Annotated in this window: 14 protein-coding genes; 6 read left to right on the forward strand and 8 right to left on the reverse strand. The window is 46.7% G+C overall.

Annotated features, from left to right (window positions below):
* Positions 1–9: 9 nt before the first annotated feature.
* Entirely contained in the window at positions 10–471 is a 462-nt protein-coding gene (locus tag A4R26_RS32030) for a sterol desaturase family protein (RefSeq protein ID WP_081170865.1), read from the forward strand.
* A gap of 1 nt (position 472) precedes the next feature.
* Positions 473–1,228 (forward strand): lycopene cyclase domain-containing protein, encoded by a 756-nt coding sequence (locus A4R26_RS32035; RefSeq protein WP_081170867.1) that lies wholly within the window; start codon positions 473–475, stop codon positions 1,226–1,228.
* On the opposite strand, the gene ade is transcribed toward A4R26_RS32035, so the two are convergent.
* Positions 1,152–2,807 carry an adenine deaminase gene (gene ade / locus A4R26_RS32040; protein WP_081170869.1) on the reverse strand — a complete coding sequence of 552 codons (1,656 nt, stop codon included), beginning with the start codon at positions 2,805–2,807 and terminating at the stop codon, positions 1,152–1,154. The genes A4R26_RS32035 and ade overlap by 77 nt on opposite strands.
* Positions 2,808–3,006: 199 nt before the next feature.
* Between ade and A4R26_RS32045 the strand changes: the two genes are divergently transcribed.
* Positions 3,007–3,729, forward strand: a complete 723-nt coding sequence (locus A4R26_RS32045) for a LolA family protein (protein WP_133054846.1) — start codon at positions 3,007–3,009, stop codon at positions 3,727–3,729.
* Positions 3,730–3,880: 151 nt separating this feature from the next.
* The gene (locus A4R26_RS32050; RefSeq protein WP_165760486.1) at positions 3,881–6,361 is read left to right on the forward strand and encodes a TIM-barrel domain-containing protein; all 2,481 of its coding nucleotides are present in this window, start codon (positions 3,881–3,883) and stop codon (positions 6,359–6,361) included.
* 437 nt (positions 6,362–6,798) lie between these two features.
* On the opposite strand, the gene trmD is transcribed toward A4R26_RS32050, so the two are convergent.
* Entirely contained in the window at positions 6,799–7,479 is a 681-nt protein-coding gene (gene trmD, locus A4R26_RS32060) for a tRNA (guanosine(37)-N1)-methyltransferase TrmD (RefSeq protein WP_081171034.1), read from the reverse strand.
* 111 nt (positions 7,480–7,590) lie between these two features.
* Between trmD and A4R26_RS32065 the strand changes: the two genes are divergently transcribed.
* Both A4R26_RS32065 and A4R26_RS32070 read left to right on the forward strand, forming a co-directional pair.
* Complete coding sequence (locus A4R26_RS32065; RefSeq protein ID WP_242675075.1) at positions 7,591–9,144, forward strand: sensor histidine kinase; 1,554 nt, start codon at positions 7,591–7,593, stop codon at positions 9,142–9,144.
* Between the two features lie 44 nt (positions 9,145–9,188).
* Positions 9,189–9,422 carry a hypothetical protein gene (locus tag A4R26_RS32070; protein WP_081170877.1) on the forward strand — a complete coding sequence of 78 codons (234 nt, stop codon included), beginning with the start codon at positions 9,189–9,191 and terminating at the stop codon, positions 9,420–9,422.
* On the opposite strand, the gene A4R26_RS32075 is transcribed toward A4R26_RS32070, so the two are convergent.
* The 6 genes from A4R26_RS32075 to ccoN form a co-directional block, all read right to left on the reverse strand.
* A complete protein-coding gene (locus A4R26_RS32075) occupies positions 9,419–10,123 on the reverse strand; it encodes a sulfite exporter TauE/SafE family protein (RefSeq protein ID WP_081170879.1) in 705 nt (234 codons plus the stop codon). The two genes, A4R26_RS32070 and A4R26_RS32075, sit on opposite strands and share 4 nt — an antisense overlap.
* A gap of 18 nt (positions 10,124–10,141) precedes the next feature.
* Entirely contained in the window at positions 10,142–10,585 is a 444-nt protein-coding gene (locus A4R26_RS32080; RefSeq protein ID WP_081170881.1) for a FixH family protein, read from the reverse strand.
* A gap of 149 nt (positions 10,586–10,734) precedes the next feature.
* Entirely contained in the window at positions 10,735–12,162 is a 1,428-nt protein-coding gene (gene ccoG, locus A4R26_RS32085; protein WP_081170883.1) for a cytochrome c oxidase accessory protein CcoG, read from the reverse strand.
* Positions 12,163–12,170: 8 nt separating this feature from the next.
* Positions 12,171–13,385 (reverse strand): cbb3-type cytochrome c oxidase N-terminal domain-containing protein, encoded by a 1,215-nt coding sequence (locus tag A4R26_RS32090; RefSeq protein WP_081170885.1) that lies wholly within the window; start codon positions 13,383–13,385, stop codon positions 12,171–12,173.
* A 65-nt stretch (positions 13,386–13,450) separates the two neighbouring features.
* The gene (locus A4R26_RS32095) at positions 13,451–13,609 is read right to left on the reverse strand and encodes a cytochrome C oxidase Cbb3 (RefSeq protein ID WP_081170887.1); all 159 of its coding nucleotides are present in this window, start codon (positions 13,607–13,609) and stop codon (positions 13,451–13,453) included.
* Positions 13,610–13,614: 5 nt separating this feature from the next.
* Positions 13,615–15,729, reverse strand: coding sequence for a cytochrome-c oxidase, cbb3-type subunit I (ccoN, locus tag A4R26_RS32100; RefSeq protein WP_081170889.1), 2,115 nt, complete (start codon positions 15,727–15,729; stop codon positions 13,615–13,617).
* Between the last annotated feature and the right edge of the window lie 29 nt (positions 15,730–15,758).

Genomic DNA, 15,758 nt, shown 5'->3' on the forward strand with positions numbered 1-15,758 from the left:
AACTTTATCATGGTAGTCATAAACATCCTGATCGTGCTGACCGCATTTGTAGCAATGGAAGGAGTTGCCTGGTTCACTCATAAATACATTATGCATGGGCTCTGCTGGTTCCTGCATAAAGATCATCATCGGAAGGAATCGGAAGGCTTTTTTGAACATAACGATTTTTTCTTTCTGATCTTCGCCATGCCCGGCATAGCCGGATTGTTCTGGGGCATGAAACAAAATTACAACTGGGCCTTCTGGGTTGGGCTCGGCATAACATTATACGGGCTCGCTTATTTCCTGGTGCATGATGTGTTCATTCATCAACGCTTCAGGATATTCAGAAACACCGACAACGCATATTTTAAAGCCATCAGGCGGGCGCATAAAATGCATCATAAACATTTGGGAAAAGAAGAAGGCGAGTGTTTCGGCATGTTATGGGTTCCGTTCAAATATTTTAAAATGAAAGCGCAGGGTAACTAAAATGCATTCAACATATTTGCTCATAAATATTTGCTCAGCCATTGTTCCGTTCCTGTTCTCATTTTACCCGGCGATCAGGTTCAGTAAACACTTTAAAGCTTTTTTTGCCGCAAACCTGATTGCTTCGGCATGTTTCATTGCCTGGGATATATTATTTACCGCTCAGGGCGTATGGGGGTTTAATGATACCTATATCCTTGGGCCTAAGATGTTTAACCTGCCTGCCGAAGAAGTGTTGTTCTTTATTTGTATTCCCTTTGCCTGTGTATTCACCTATCATTGTTTTAATACATTTTACCGTATCACCTGGCCTGAAAAGGTAGAAAGAGCCGTTGTTGCCGGATTGTCGTGCCTGTTGCTGGTGATCGGGTTCATGCATACCGGCAAAGCATATACTTCGGTAACGTGTATAAGCACAGCCATACTACTGATAGCATTGGAGTTTGTATTTAAAGTGAAATGGCTGCCGGGGTTTCTGAGCATTTATCCTTTATTGCTCATTCCTTTCTTTATGGTAAATGGTTTACTTACCGGAACCGGTTTGGAACAACCCGTGGTCTGGTACAATAATGACGAAAATGTAAGCATCAGGGTGCTTACCATACCGGTTGAAGATTTCGTATATGGGCTCGAGATGTTGTTGTTCAATCTCTTTTTCTACGAAAAATTTAAACCGCTGTTTATTGCACGGCCTTCACAAGTTGAAACGAATCCCCGTCAAACAATCCGAGGTCGCTCAGTTTCAAATGTGGAATAACCAGCAAAGCCATAAATGAGAGCGTCATGAACGGCGCCGACAGGGTAGCGCCCTGTGATTTTGCCATGGCATCGATGGTGGTATAAGCGTTCGCCACCTCATACCCGTCTTCAGCGCTCATTAAACCTGCAACCGGTAAGGGCAGTACCAGCGAGGCCTGCGGGCTTACGCAACTAACACCACCCTGTTGTTCAATTACGAGGTTCACCGCCTGGCAAAGGCTATCGTCATCAACACCAACCGCAACAATGTTATGGCTGTCGTGGGCAACCGAAGAGGCAATGGCGCCCTGTTGTAAACCGGTGTTCTTTATGAATGAAATGGCAACAACCGCATTGGCGTAACGGTTAACGACAGCTATTTTGAGTATATCCCTTTCCGTATCGCTTACCATTAGTCCATCACTTGTTTTGGGCGCCAGCATCAGTTTGTTGGTGATCAGCTGGCCGTCGAGCGCTTCAATTACGGCAATCTCTTTTTCGCCATTATACCGTAGCTGGAAATCAGCGGCCGTTTTTATGTTGCAATTGAAATTATTGATAACGCGCGATGGTTTTGATTCAATCTTCGGGTTCCCTTTGTCTGCCACCAGTTCGCCATTGATATAGGTTTGCAGCACATTGAACTGTTTCAGATCGGCGATTACGATGAAATCGGCGGCATCGCCGGGTTGCAACAACCCAACCGGAAGTTTATAATGCAGAACGGGATTTACACAGGCGGCCTGCAATACGTTAAAAATATCGATGCCTTTGGCCACGGCCCTTGCACAAAGCTGGTTAATATGGCCGGCCACCAGGCTATCGGGATGTTTGTCATCGCTGCCAAACATAATGTGTTGCGGATGATCGTTCAGCAGATCGATCAGCGCTTCAAAATTACGTGCGGCGCTTCCCTCCCTGATAATGATCTTCATGCCGTACTGCAGTTTGTCAAGCGCTTCTTCGCGGGTAAAACATTCATGGTCGGTGCTGATGGTCACCTGGCCGGGTTCTCCGGCCTCTATGTATTTACGGGCCTGTTCGCCCCGTAACCCCGGGGCATGCCCGTCAACAGGTTTGCCTGCCTGCCGCGCGGCCGCTATTTTTTTCATTACCGCCGGGTCGTTGTAGAGTACGCCGGGGAAATTCATCATTTCGCTTAAGTAGGGAATTTCTTCTTTTTGTAAAAGCGCCGCCACCTGGCCGGTATCGAGGGTAGCGCCTGCGGTTTCAAAAATGGTGGCCGGTACACAACTGGGCGCGCCAAAGAAGAATTTGAACGGAACGGTTTTGCCGTTTTCGATCATGTATTCAACCCCTTCTATGCCGCACACATTGGCAATTTCATGCGGATCGCTGACGGTGGCTACCGTACCATGCACCACGGCCAGCCGTGCAAACTGGCAGGGCACCAGCATGGAGCTTTCGATATGCACGTGACTATCAATAAATCCCGGCAAAATATAAGGCAGTTGCCCGGCGGCTTCCGTTTCAACCGGTGCTATGGTTTCAATTTTACCATTTACAACGGTTATGGCTGCAGGGTATATTTTTTTCTTCCATATGTCAACTAATTGGGCGTTTATTGTGAAATGCATAAAAGGTATATGTATGTTGAACTACTTTTTTTGTTAGCCGATTTCTTCCCGCCCACAATATTAATTTAAAAAGATATGATGCCGCTTGTAATAATTTAACACGGAACGGCACTAATAATTTGAGCCGCTACGTGCGAAAGTTCTATATTTAGAAACGGCCAATTTTCAAACAACCTAATTACCAATTAAAAGTCAAAAAATGAGATCCCTTCGAGTTGTTCTGATGGCAGCCAGCGTGCTGTCTGTAGTTTCTTTACATGCACAAACCGCCGACGAAATTGTCAATAAACATATTGAGGCGCTGGGTGGAAAGGATAAACTGTCTTCGATCAAGACCGTATACACCGAATACGATATGGAAGTAATGGGCCAAACACTTACAGGCACTACCTGGCTTGTAAATGGCAAAGCCTTTAAAAATGAAGTTGATCTGGCGGGCCAGAAAATGATCCAGTGTTTTACCGAAGAGGGTGGTTGGGGAATTAATCCCATGATGGGCCAAACCTCAGCTGAAGTGATGCCTGCAGACCAGGTAAAATCGGGCAAAGCGCAGCTGGATGCCGGTGGTCCGTTGTTCAATTACGTCACAAAGGGCAATACCGTTGAACTGGCAGGTAAAGAAGCTGTAAATGGAAAAGACGCTTTCAAGTTAAAATTAAAGACCAAAGATAGCGTTGAAAGCTTTATCTGGATAGATCCCACAACCTGGTACATTATGAAAAGCAATGTTAAGACCAAAATGGGAAATGATGAGGTAGAGACCACCGTCGCATTCTCGAACTACAAGAAAACCGACTTTGGTTATGTATTGCCAACCAATACCGAAGTAACAATGCCGCAAGGGGTGGTTTTGAACATTATCAGTAAAAAGACCGAGATCAACAAGGAAATGGATATGAAGATGTTCGAAATGCCGAAGTAATAACTTTAACATTTCCTGAACAAAAAATAGTACGACCACGGCGCAATCACCGGCGCCGTGGTTTTTTATGATATTGAGATAAGCCGGTGCTTCGGCAATTTAGTTTGCCGGTAACGGTTGTTTTTTTAATTTGATGCCTCAATCTGGTAATATGGCAATTATTAAAAGAAGCATTTGCGGTTTAATAGTATTGGTATTTGCTGTAACTGTGCAGGCGCAGCAGGTAACTATCAATACTGTTGGAAAAGACCCGTTCGTTGGAAAGACAACTGAAGTTATTTACAAAGGAAAAGAAGGCACCTGGACCTTCCAGGGTTTTAACAACACCGTTATTAAAACCACTTACAAGCCGAACGACTACAGTAAAACAGAACAGGTTACCGATGCGGTAATTGCCAAACCGCCGGCCGTGGGCACCAAAGTAACAAACGCGGTATCGCAAACCGTAGAGTGGGACAACCTTACCAGCGTGGTGGTGCAGCGCGATAAATTGTATTATAAAACCGGTAAGGAAGTAAAGGTAAAATCTGCTGTCTATTTTTCCCAGGGCGATATGCGTGGGTTCCGTTTTCAGCTTTTTGACAACGAACAGTTCTTTGGCGGCGGCGAAAGGGCATTGCCCATGAACCGGCGCGGTTACCGCCTCAATTTATATAACAGTCCGGCCTATGGTTATGGCCTCGGTGCTGAAAACCTGAACTTTTCCGTTCCGGTATTTATTTCATCAGCCGGTTATGCCCTGTTCTTTGATAATGCTTCAAAAGGATATGTTGATATAGGTTCAACCGAAAAAAATACATTCGAAGCCGGGTTTACCAGCGGTGAGTTAACCTATTATGTGGTTTTTGGAAAAAGCATCGATGAAATGATCAGTAACTACACGGCTATCACCGGCCGCCAGCCATTACCTCCGCGTTGGGTATTCGGCAATTTCGTTTCGCGTTTTGGTTACCGCAGCGAAGAGCAGGTGAAACAGGTGGTAAATAAAATGAAACAGGACCATTTTCCTATGGACGCGCTGGCATTCGACCTGTTCTGGTTTGGCGATGAGGTAAAAGGCACAATGGGTAACCTCGATTGGGTGAACACCCGGAAATGGCCCAACCCCAAACTTATGCTCACCGATCTTAAAACAAAAGACAACCTGAAATCGCTGTTGGTCACAGAGCCTTATATTTTGCAGAATACAAAAACCTATGCAGAGGCTACACCATTCCTGGCAACCGGCGCTGATGGCAGTGCCATGATGGTTCCCGATCTGTATTTCGGTACCGGCGGACTGCTTGATATTTTCCGCAGGCAATCGCAGGACTGGATCTGGAAACACTATAAAAAACAGGTGGGCAATGGCGTAAGCGGCTGGTGGCTCAATCTGGCGGAACCCGAAAAACACCCCGCCGGCATGATGCATAACCTGAAAGATTATGGCGTTACCCGCCCGATGGGCGCCGATGAGGTGCATAACGTATACGGGCACTACTACAGTAAGATGTTTTTCGAAAAATATAGCTCAGATGTAAGCGATCAGCGCCTGGTTTTGTTGAACCGGTCGGGTTTTGCCGGCAGCCAGCGGTATGGCGTGCTGCCCTGGACGGGCAATGTTGCCCGCAGCTGGAGCGGTTTGAAAGCGCAGCCGCTGGTGTTACTGGGAATGAGCCTGAGCGGGTTGCCATATATACATTCCGATGCCGGTGGTTTTGCCACAGCCGAAAAAATGGATGCGGAACTGTATACCCGCTGGTTGCAGTTTGCGGCGTTCACCCCGGTGTTCCGCCCGCATGGAACAGCGCTGGAAGATTATGATAAAAGCATAAAAAGTATTCCCTCGGAGCCCTGTTTTTTAGACGAACCACATAAAAGCATCGTGCGCAATTATATCAACCTGCGTTACCAGCTACTGCCTTATAACTATTCATTAAGCTATGATCAGGCAGTGTTGGGTAAACCATTGATGCGCCCATTGTATTATTACAATTTTGCCGACAGCGCTGCCTTACGGGCCGATGATGAATATTTATGGGGCGATAATATACTGGTGGCGCCGGTAACCACACAGGGCGCTACTGCGCGGATGCTGTATTTGCCGGCCGGTAAATGGTACAGCCTGGCCAACAATTCGGTTGTTGATGGTGGTAAAATGATCAGTCAGCCGGCTGATCTGAAACAGATCCCCGTGTTTGCCAGAGAAGGCGCATTCATTCCCTTATGGATCACAAAAGATACCATTAAGTCAACAGAGGCATTCGATTCAAAAAATGTAACGGTGCGGTACTATCCTTCTGCCAACGCCACTACTTATGTATGGTACGACGACGATGGCATCAGCACCAGAACGCTGGAGAAAGCCGATTATGAACTGGTAACGTTCAGGGGCGTTACCGCAGGCAATAAAGTAACCATCGATATTACTACAAACAATCCCAATCAGTACGGTAAGAAATTCAAACGCAAATTCAATCTTGAAATTCCGGTAGGCCTTGCTGTGGGGCAGCAGGTACTGGTTAATGGCAAGCCTGTAGATAAGGAAAGTACCGGCAAACAATTGGATCCGTTTCAGCAATTGTCGAATGATTTTGTAACGGTGGAATTTGCCGGCAAACCGGTAAAAGTGGAGCTTACAACAGCGAAATGAGAAAGGGGCCAGTTCCGGGGATTACAGGTTGCCGGTTTCCGGTTAAGCAATGTAAGGGCAGGTGAAATGTGAATAAATAAGTTTTTAGAAAAGAATTGATAGTCAGCACAGGAAGTGGATGTGTTAATTACGGCACGTATTTCTCCTATGCAAATAATTTCACTTTGGCACAGGACGTGCATTTGTATGTATACGTAAATCCACCCTTATGAAAAAGACAATAGTCTTAACACTGGCTATGCAGTTACTGATTTACCTTTTGATCTTTTTGATAGCATAGTTTACTATCCTGTTACTTGTAGCGGTTTGGTCTTTTGACCAGACCGTTTTTGTTTTACGATATGCAACGTTAATTTTGGTTTCACCCTCTGCTGGGGAATCAGGGTGTGCCACACATACCCCGGCGAAGCAAACGAAGTGTGGCACACCTGGCATTATTAATGTTTATCAAACAGATCGGGTCTTCTGTCTTTGGTGCGTTGCAGCGATTGTTCGTACCGCCAGTCATCCACCTTTTTGGGATCGCCGCTTAAGAGGATCTCGGGCACCTTCCAGCCCCTGAAATCGGCCGGTCGGGTATATACAGGGGGCGCTAATAAATTATCCTGGAATGAATCGGTAAGCGCTGAGGTTTCATCGTTCAATACACCCGGTAATAACCGGCCAACCGCATCAACTACAATAGCAGCCGCCAGCTCGCCGCCGCTCAATACAAAATCGCCGATAGAAATTTCCCGCGTTACAAAATGTTCGCGAATGCGTTCGTCTATTCCCTTATAGTGCCCGCAAATGATGATGATATTATCTTTCAGCGACAGTTGATTGGCAATCGACTGGCTGAACCGCTCCCCGTCGGGTGTCATAAATATAATTTCATCATATTTCCGGTCTTTCGACAGCGTTTCAATGGCATTGGCCAGCGGTTCGCACATCATCACCATGCCGGCGCCGCCCCCGTACTGGTAATCATCAACCTGCCCGTATTCATTAACCGCCCATTGGCGCAAATGGTGCACGTGCACCTGCAGCAACCCTTTTTCGCGGGCTCTTTTCATGATAGAGTGTGAAAAAGGGCTTTCGAGCAGCTCGGGTAAAACGGTGATTATATCAATACGCATAATGCAAAGATAATATTGAATAGAAGAATAATAGGGCCTGAATTTTAAGGCAGCGGGCATTGTCCTATATTGCAGCAATATCAGTAATTTGTTACTGATTTTATTTCAACCATGTTTAAAGAGAAACCTTTCAATGTTATATTATTCTGTTCGGTTGTGACGGTGAGCACAGCCGTACTGCAGTACCTGTATCCCCAGTTCAGTTTTTTGGACGGGGGCCTTATTACGGCCATTTTGCTTACCGTTTTTTTACAAAATGACCTTTATACCAAAATATTCGGCGTTGTATCCCTGGCGCTCATCATTGTTTCTACTTTTTATCCCAACGATGCCATGAGCCGGCAACAGGTGATCATGCAGCATTTGTTTTCGGGCATCATTGTATTGCTCACCATGATCTCGGTATTGTATGTGAAAAAGCTGTACGGCTCCATTGAATCGGATAAACAACAGGTGACCGCACTATTCGAACATGCAACGGAAGGCATCATCCTTACCAACCAGCGGGGCGAGATCGTTTTGATCAACCCGGCGGCGTTGACTATGTTCGGTTACAGGAAAGATGAATTATTGAGCAGGTCGATTGAAATACTGATACCCGGGCGTTTCAAACCTAACCACCACAAATACCGCGAGGGATTTTACAAAGCGCCTGCCAACCGATCCATGGGGCATGGCCGCGACCTGTTTGCCCGCATGAAGGACGGCACCGACCTGCCCGTGGAAGTGAGCCTGAGCTTTTATAAACAGAAAGGCGAATTCTACGTGATCGCATTTGTGGTTGATATTACCCAGCGCAAGGAAAGCGAGCGCCGGTTGATAGAACAAAAAGAACAACTGGAAAAAGTATCGGCCGATATCCGGAAATTAAATGCCGAGCTGGAGAATAAAGTAGAAGAAAGAACGCTCATTCTGAAAGAAGCGTTACAGGAACTGGAAAAATCGCAACAAGACCTGCACGATGCATTGAACAAGGAAAAGGAATTGAACGAGATCAAATCGCGGTTCGTGTCAACGGCCTCGCACGAGTTCAGAACGCCGTTAAGCACCGTGCTGTCGTCTGCCGCCCTGTTGTCGAAGTATGTACATACGGAAGACCAGGATAAACGGGAACGGCATATCAGGCGCATAAAAGATTCTGTAAAACATTTGAACGACCTGCTGGAAGACCTGTTGTCGCTGGGTAAACTCGAAGAAGGAAAATTACAGGCAAAACCGGAACCGGTAGAGATAAAAGAATTCCTCGACGACGCCGCTGAGGAAATGAAGGCTATTGCCAAACCCGGCCAGCAGATCCTGGTTGAACTGCATGGCGATACCTGGTTCACTACCGATAAAAAATTATTGAAGAACATTCTCATTAACCTGTTGAGCAACGCCGTGAAGTTCTCGCCCGAGGAAGGCATTATAGATCTTTCGGCCCGCAATCTCAACAACCAGCTGGTTATTTCGGTAAAAGACAGGGGCATTGGTATTGCAGAAGAAGACCAGCAGCATTTGTTCTCCAGTTTTTACCGGGGAAAAAATGCCATCAATATCCAGGGCACCGGTTTGGGACTGCACATTGTTAAAGGGTATGTTGAGCTGCTGCAGGGCGCCATCGCCCTGCAAAGCGCTATCGGCGAGGGTACTACCATCACCATCGATCTCCCCGCTTTGGCATAGATTTCGGGGTAATTTTCGTAACTTAATAACATAAAATTCCGAGTATGTTACGAAATCCTGCATTCGTTACAACTTTCGTTACCGTTTACCTGGTAATTTATACCAACCTGTTGCACACCGGCGCTTCGGAAAACATCACCACTTTGTTATTTGCCCTTTCGCCGTTTTTAGTAATATGGATGGCTGTCACTATTATGAAATACGGAAAATATACCGGACCCGAACTAAAAGAAGATGAAGAGTGGGGGTACCAGGATGTGGATAAAAGAAAGCCTTAATGGCAAGAGATGACCGGCTGCGGTGCATCGGCCAGTACCGGGCTTACGAAAGGGATGCCGAGGTTCATACCGCGTAAGATAAGCAGCACCGCCATGCCGGCAACGATGAAGGGCACCGCCTTTTTGATCTGCCGGCGTAATGATACCTTTATATGCACGCCAAAGAAAGACAGCAGTAGCATGGCAGGCAAAGTGCCTAACCCAAAGGCCGACATAAACAATACGCTTTCGTCGATCCCCGATGTGCTTAAGGCGCCGGCTATGGCGAGGTATACCATTCCGCAAGGCAATAAGCCGTTGGCCATTCCAAGCAGCAGGTAATTATGTAAACGGGGCGCCTGCAATAACTTACCCATAAGGTGTTGTATACCGTTATGAAAAGCGCGCAGCCAGCCCGGGCTGAAAGAACGGTTCAGAAAATAAAAAAGAAAAGCGAACGCAAGTATTATAATTCCCATCGTAATAGAGAACCATTGCTGAAAACCGGCGATGTAAATACCGCGGCCCAGCCACCCGAACAGGGCGCCCATCAAAGAATACGTGATCACTCTTCCGGCATTATACAACAATATGGCCAGCGCCTGCTGCATTCTTTGTAAATGATGCACGGGTAATGCCAGCGCCAGGGGGCCGCACATGCCTACGCAGTGAAAACTGCTGACCAGTCCCAATAAGATGCCTGCTATTGCTGCCTGCCACATGATGAGGTCATTGTTTCTTTAATGAATAGTTACCGGTACTTCGCTGTAATAGCTTGTTCCATTGCTTTCCCACCTGATCTTGGTGGTATAGTTTCCGGGAACGAACTGGCGGCTGTCGATGTTTTGAACCGCATTATCGTTTACCTGTAACGCTATTTTTTTATCTTTCTTTGAATTATCGGCACTGTAAAACCATAGTGAACCTGTTATTGATTTTTGTTGCATTTCTGCAGGAAACTGAATAACCAGCGTTTCATTTTGCTGCGTAATCGTGGTGCGGCTGCCAAGCTGGTTGGCGCGGCTGGTACCATCTATCACCTGCTGGTATTGCAGTTCGTCTTTGTAATATTCAGTCGATACAAGGTCGTAATGCGTATGCATACTTTGCACCACCATGTAAACGATCATTCCGGCAAAGGCCAGAAAGCCGAGTGTGAGTTTATGTCCCCAGTTGAATGTCATAATAAGTTATTTTGAGATGTAATGGTCTTTTGTAATTGTAATGATATTTTGTTTGTTGTTTGGCAATCGGCTAAATATTTCAAAATTTCGCGAGCCCTTTCACGTTTGCCGTTTCACGACTATCGATTCACCATTCACGATGCACATCCTCACTCCGCCACCGGCCCCAGGAAGTTAGTACTGATCTCATCAACCCGCTCATTCCCATTATACAATCCTATTCGAATGGGCAGCTTCCGTTGGTGAATGACGTTGGCCGGCAGTATCACGAAGAAGGTACCTGCTCCCTGTCCTTCTTCTTTTACCGTTATGGCATTTTGACCGCCAATGATCTCAATGTTCCCGCTTACACCTTCCAGTTTTAACTGCAGCGGTATTTTGTCGATGGTTTTGTTGGCTATTTTGATATTGTACAGGTTCGAAATGCTGTCCGTTCCTCTTTGCTGGTATAACATGCCCGGTGTTCGGATAATGGTAGCATCAACATCTTTACGGGTGAACAACAGGAAACCGAGAATGATCAGTAAGATGCTGAGCAGTACCGTATACAATTTCATGCGGCCGGTATATTTCAGCGGTTCGCGGTTCTCGATGCCGTTCTCCGAAGCGTAGCTGATCAGTCCCAGCGGCTTGTTGATCTTTTCCATGATAGCATCACAGGCATCTATGCAGGCGGTGCAGCCAACACATTCCAGTTGCGTGCCATTGCGAATGTCGATACCGGTTGGACAAACCTTAACGCATTGCATACAGTCGATGCAATCACCATGATCGCTGCCTGCTTTTTTGGTGAATTTGCCCCGTGGTTCACCACGTTTGTGGTCGTAGGCAACGATCATGGAATTGCGGTCTAACAATACACCCTGTAAGCGGCCGTATGGACATACGACAGTACAAGCTTGTTCGCGGAAAAAGGCATATACCGCATAAAATACGCCCGAGAACAGGAGGATGGAGAGCAATCCACCAACATGTTGGTTTACGGGTTCTGTAATAATTTTGCCCAGCTCTTTTACTCCGATTATATAGGCCAGGAAAAAGTTGGCGATTATAAATGAGAAGAAAAAGAAGACGAGATGTTTGCTGGTCTTTTTAAATATTTTGTTTCCGGTCCATGGCGCTTTAGCCAGTAACCGTTGTTCTGCGGCATTTCCCTCAATGAAATATTCAATTTTCCGAAAGAACATTTCCATGAATATGGTTTGCGGACAAACCCAGCCGCAGAACAAACGGCCAAAGGCTGCTGTGAACAAAACAACGAAAACAATGAAGGTGATCATGGCCAAACCGAAGATGAAAAAATCCTGGGGCCAGAATACTTTACCGAATATGATGAACTTGGCCTGCGTTACATCAAAAAGAAATAACGGCCGGCCATGTACATAAATAAAAGGCAGCGAAAAGAACACGATAAAAAAGAACCAGCTGATATAAGTGCGGGCTGAATACCATTTTCCCTTTGGCTTCTGCGCAAAGATCCATTTCCGTTTGCCTGATTCGTCTACCGTAGCTATCCGGTCGCGGAACGATTCGTTCACCTCTGTTGATACGGGCGGTATGTTTGTTTCAGTTTGCACCTGCTGGTTTATTTATTGGTAGCTGATGCTACCTTGTTGTTCAATGAATCTGCCGGGTTGGTATTACCCGCACCTTCTTCTTTATACAATTCGCCCTGTTGTGCTTTTGCATTGGGCGGGTTGGTTCCATGTATCGATTTTATATAACTGGAAACCTGGGCTATCTGCATGGGCGACAGGTCGTCTTTCCAGCTGCGCATCCCTTTTTCGGGCCAGCCGTATTTGATAGATTTGAAAACATCTTTTACGCTGCCGCCGTGTAACCAGTAATCATCGGTTAAGTTGGGACCTACGCTGCCTTCACCTGCCTTGCCGTGGCAGGCGGCGCAGTTCTGGATGAACACTTTTTCACCGCCGGCTATTTCAGCAGCATCTGTCAATACCTTCACCGTGTTCTCATCTACGTTACTGGCCGATTTTTTCAGGTACAATGCTTTTTGCTCTTCTGCTTTTACCATGGCTATTTGCAGCTCTTCGGCGCTCGAAGGCGCAGTATGCGAAACATGGAAACGCCATACATACACAGCCGCGAAAATGATGGAAACATAAAAGCCATACAACCACCATGGCGGTAACCGGTTATCAAGTTCCCTGATGCCATCGTAATCGTGACCCAGGTCGATCTGTGCTTCCTGTTCGATGGGTTTTAATTTGTTCATTTTATCCCAGAAGCTCACGCCGGGTTTTTTTACTACCTGCGCAGCCAGGTCCTGCTGTAATTTTTCTTTCGCCAGGAATACGCGCAGTTGATACAGCAGCATGAATACCACCAGCAGCTCGATGCCAATGACCCCAACGATAAAGTAAAAAGCAGTAGGTGATAAACCGCCAAAAGAGCTGGTTGCCTGAACGGTGGCGGCTGCATCAATGGCGGCATTGCCACCCTGTGCAAATACCGGTGCGGCAAACAGTAACAGTAAAACGGTAGTTACCGCTGCAACGGCAGAAGCGCCTGACTTTTGCTGTTCGCGTTCTTTTTCTTTCTGGTAGTAATAACTGGCGGCGCCCATTACCACATTCGCCAGCAAACCGATGGCCAGCAACAGAATGAGCATTATGATGATCATTGTTATTACAAACGGATCGTACATCGACGATTCCTTTGCAGGCTGTCCGCCGCCTGCTGCCAGGGCAGCAGGGGCAGCGCATAAAAGGACAGCACCTGTCAGGATGGATCTGTATGCTTTGTTGTTTAGTTTTTTATACCAATAAATACCGGACATATATTTATATTTTAAGTTGACGGGTTAACAAGTTGATGAGTTGACGAGTTAACGGGCGTCTGTTTTTAGTCTAAAGGAATACGGCTTACTTCATGTATCTTCTGCTTATCGGTCTTTATAACCCATATAAGCACTACCAGGAAGAACAAACCGAAAATGATGAAAGAGATCAGCGGATAGATACTTACACCGGTTATCTTTTCTAAATAATGTATAAACTTCATGGTACTTATTGTTTAGCGGTTGCTTTAATATCTTTTCCAAGGCGTTGCAGGTAGGCGATCAGCGCTACGATCTCTGCATCTTTGGGCGTTTCTATTTTATCCATCTTCAGGTTGATCCTGATGCCATTGGCCTGTGTCATCAGGTCTTTATTGGCAATTTTGTCGAACCCTGCGGGGTAAGGCACACCGAGTTTTTGCATGGCCCTGATCTTTGCCGGTGTAGATGCGGTATCGATCTTGTTATCGAGCAGCCAGCCATAGGCAGGCATAATAGAACCGGGCGACATAATGCGCGGGTCCATCATATGGTTATAATGCCAGCTGTCGGGGTATTTGCCGCCTTCACGCGCCAGGTCGGGCCCCGTTCTTTTTGAACCCCACTGGAACGGATGATCGTATACGAATTCGCCGGCTTTGGAGTATTCGCCATAGCGGGCAACCTCATCGCGGAACGGGCGGATCATTTGCGAGTGACAGGTATAACATCCTTCACGAACATAAATGTCGCGGCCCTGCAGTTCAAGCGGTGTATATGGCCGTACGCTGGCAATGGTTGGCACATTGCTTTTTACCAGGAAGGTGGGTATCATTTCAATAGCGCCGCCAATGGCTACTACGATCAAACTTAACACCAGCATGGTCATCGGCTTTTTCTCTATCCAGCGGTGCCAGTATTCTTTTGCATGGCTGGTATGTTTTTCCAGCGGCGCCGCTTCGGCGGCTTCGTTGGCAATGAACCGGCCTTTTTTAATCGTTTTATACAGGTTGTATACCATTAAGAATGCGCCGATCAGGTATAACGAACCGCCAATGCTGCGGGTAACGTACATAGGAATAATGTGCGTTACTGTTTCAAGGAACTGGAATTTCAACTGGCCTTCTTCGGTAAATGTCTTCCACATTTGCGCCTGGGTAAAACCAGCCCAGTATAACGGAATGGCATAGATCACAATTCCTATGGTACCCAGCCAGAAGTGGTTGGTGGCCAGCTTTTTCGAATGCAGCGGTGTGCCCCACATTCTTGGTATCAGCCAGTACAACATCCCGAAGGCCATAAAACCGTTCCAACCCAAACCGCCGATGTGCACGTGTGCGATCGTCCAGTCGGTAAAGTGAGAAATGGCGTTCACATTTTTCAACGACATCATAGGGCCTTCAAAAGTGGCCATACCATAACAGGTAACGGCAACCACAAAGAATTTCAGTACGGGTTCTTCACGCACTTTATCCCAGGCCCCGCGTAAAGTGAACAGACCGTTCAGCATACCGCCCCAACTGGGAGCGATGAGCATAATAGAGAAAACGGTACCCAGCGATTGCGCCCAGTCGGGCAGGGCGGTGTACAACAGGTGGTGCGGACCGGCCCAGATATAAATAAAGATCAGCGCCCAGAAGTGGATGATGGAAAGGCGGTAAGAATATACCGGCCTGTTGGCTGCCTTTGGCAGAAAATAATACATCAAACCAAGGATGGGCGTGGTGAGAAAGAAAGCCACGGCATTGTGGCCATACCACCATTGCACCAGTGCATCCTGTACACCGGCATACCAGCTATAGCTTTTAAAGAGTGAAACGGGTATTTCAACAGAGTTTACTATATGCAGCAGCGCTACGGTTACCCAGGTAGCTATATAGAACCAGATAGCTACGTACAGGTGCCGTTCTCTTCTTTTAATAATGGTGCCAAACATGTTGATGCCGAACACCACCCACACCAGCGTGATGGCAATATCGATTGGCCATTCAAGCTCGGCATATTCTTTACCTGTAGTGTAACCGAGAAGCAGGGTAAGTGCGGCGGCTACGATGATACCCTGCCAGCCCCAGAAGTGCAGCTTGCTTAATTTGTCACTGTACATACGCGCTTTACAAAGGCGTTGCAGTGAATAATAAACACCGGTGAAAATACAGTTGCCTACGAAGGCAAAGATCACGGCATTGGTATGCAGGGGGCGTAAGCGGCCAAAGGTGGTTGGTGCAAAGTTCAGGGTGGCGCCGGGTGCATAGAGCTGAATGGCTGCCCATAAACCGGCTATCATACCCACAATACCCCACAGCGCCGTGGCGTAGGCGAACTGTTTAACGATCTTGTTGTCATAATGGAATTGCTCTACTTGCATAGGTATATTCTTATTTGAAATTGGTTAGT

This window comes from Niastella populi (assembly GCF_002078015.1).
Taxonomy (GTDB): Bacteria; Bacteroidota; Bacteroidia; order Chitinophagales; family Chitinophagaceae; genus Niastella; species Niastella populi.

Excerpts from the sequence above, each read along its gene's own strand:
- A4R26_RS32030 (WP_081170865.1), top strand. The coding sequence starts at position 10 with ATGGTAGTCATAAACATCCTGATCGTGCTGACCGCATTTGTAGCAATG.
- A4R26_RS32035 (WP_081170867.1), top strand. The coding sequence starts at position 473 with ATGCATTCAACATATTTGCTCATAAATATTTGCTCAGCCATTGTTCCG.
- ade (WP_081170869.1), bottom strand. The coding sequence starts at position 2,807 with ATGCATTTCACAATAAACGCCCAATTAGTTGACATATGGAAGAAAAAA.
- A4R26_RS32045 (WP_133054846.1), top strand. The coding sequence starts at position 3,007 with ATGAGATCCCTTCGAGTTGTTCTGATGGCAGCCAGCGTGCTGTCTGTA.
- A4R26_RS32050 (WP_165760486.1), top strand. The coding sequence starts at position 3,881 with ATGGCAATTATTAAAAGAAGCATTTGCGGTTTAATAGTATTGGTATTT.
- trmD (WP_081171034.1), bottom strand. The coding sequence starts at position 7,479 with ATGCGTATTGATATAATCACCGTTTTACCCGAGCTGCTCGAAAGCCCT.
- A4R26_RS32065 (WP_242675075.1), top strand. The coding sequence starts at position 7,591 with ATGTTTAAAGAGAAACCTTTCAATGTTATATTATTCTGTTCGGTTGTG.
- A4R26_RS32070 (WP_081170877.1), top strand. The coding sequence starts at position 9,189 with ATGTTACGAAATCCTGCATTCGTTACAACTTTCGTTACCGTTTACCTG.
- A4R26_RS32075 (WP_081170879.1), bottom strand. The coding sequence starts at position 10,123 with ATGTGGCAGGCAGCAATAGCAGGCATCTTATTGGGACTGGTCAGCAGT.
- A4R26_RS32080 (WP_081170881.1), bottom strand. The coding sequence starts at position 10,585 with ATGACATTCAACTGGGGACATAAACTCACACTCGGCTTTCTGGCCTTT.
- A4R26_RS32090 (WP_081170885.1), bottom strand. The coding sequence starts at position 13,385 with ATGTCCGGTATTTATTGGTATAAAAAACTAAACAACAAAGCATACAGA.
- A4R26_RS32095 (WP_081170887.1), bottom strand. The coding sequence starts at position 13,609 with ATGAAGTTTATACATTATTTAGAAAAGATAACCGGTGTAAGTATCTAT.
- ccoN (WP_081170889.1), bottom strand. The coding sequence starts at position 15,729 with ATGCAAGTAGAGCAATTCCATTATGACAACAAGATCGTTAAACAGTTC.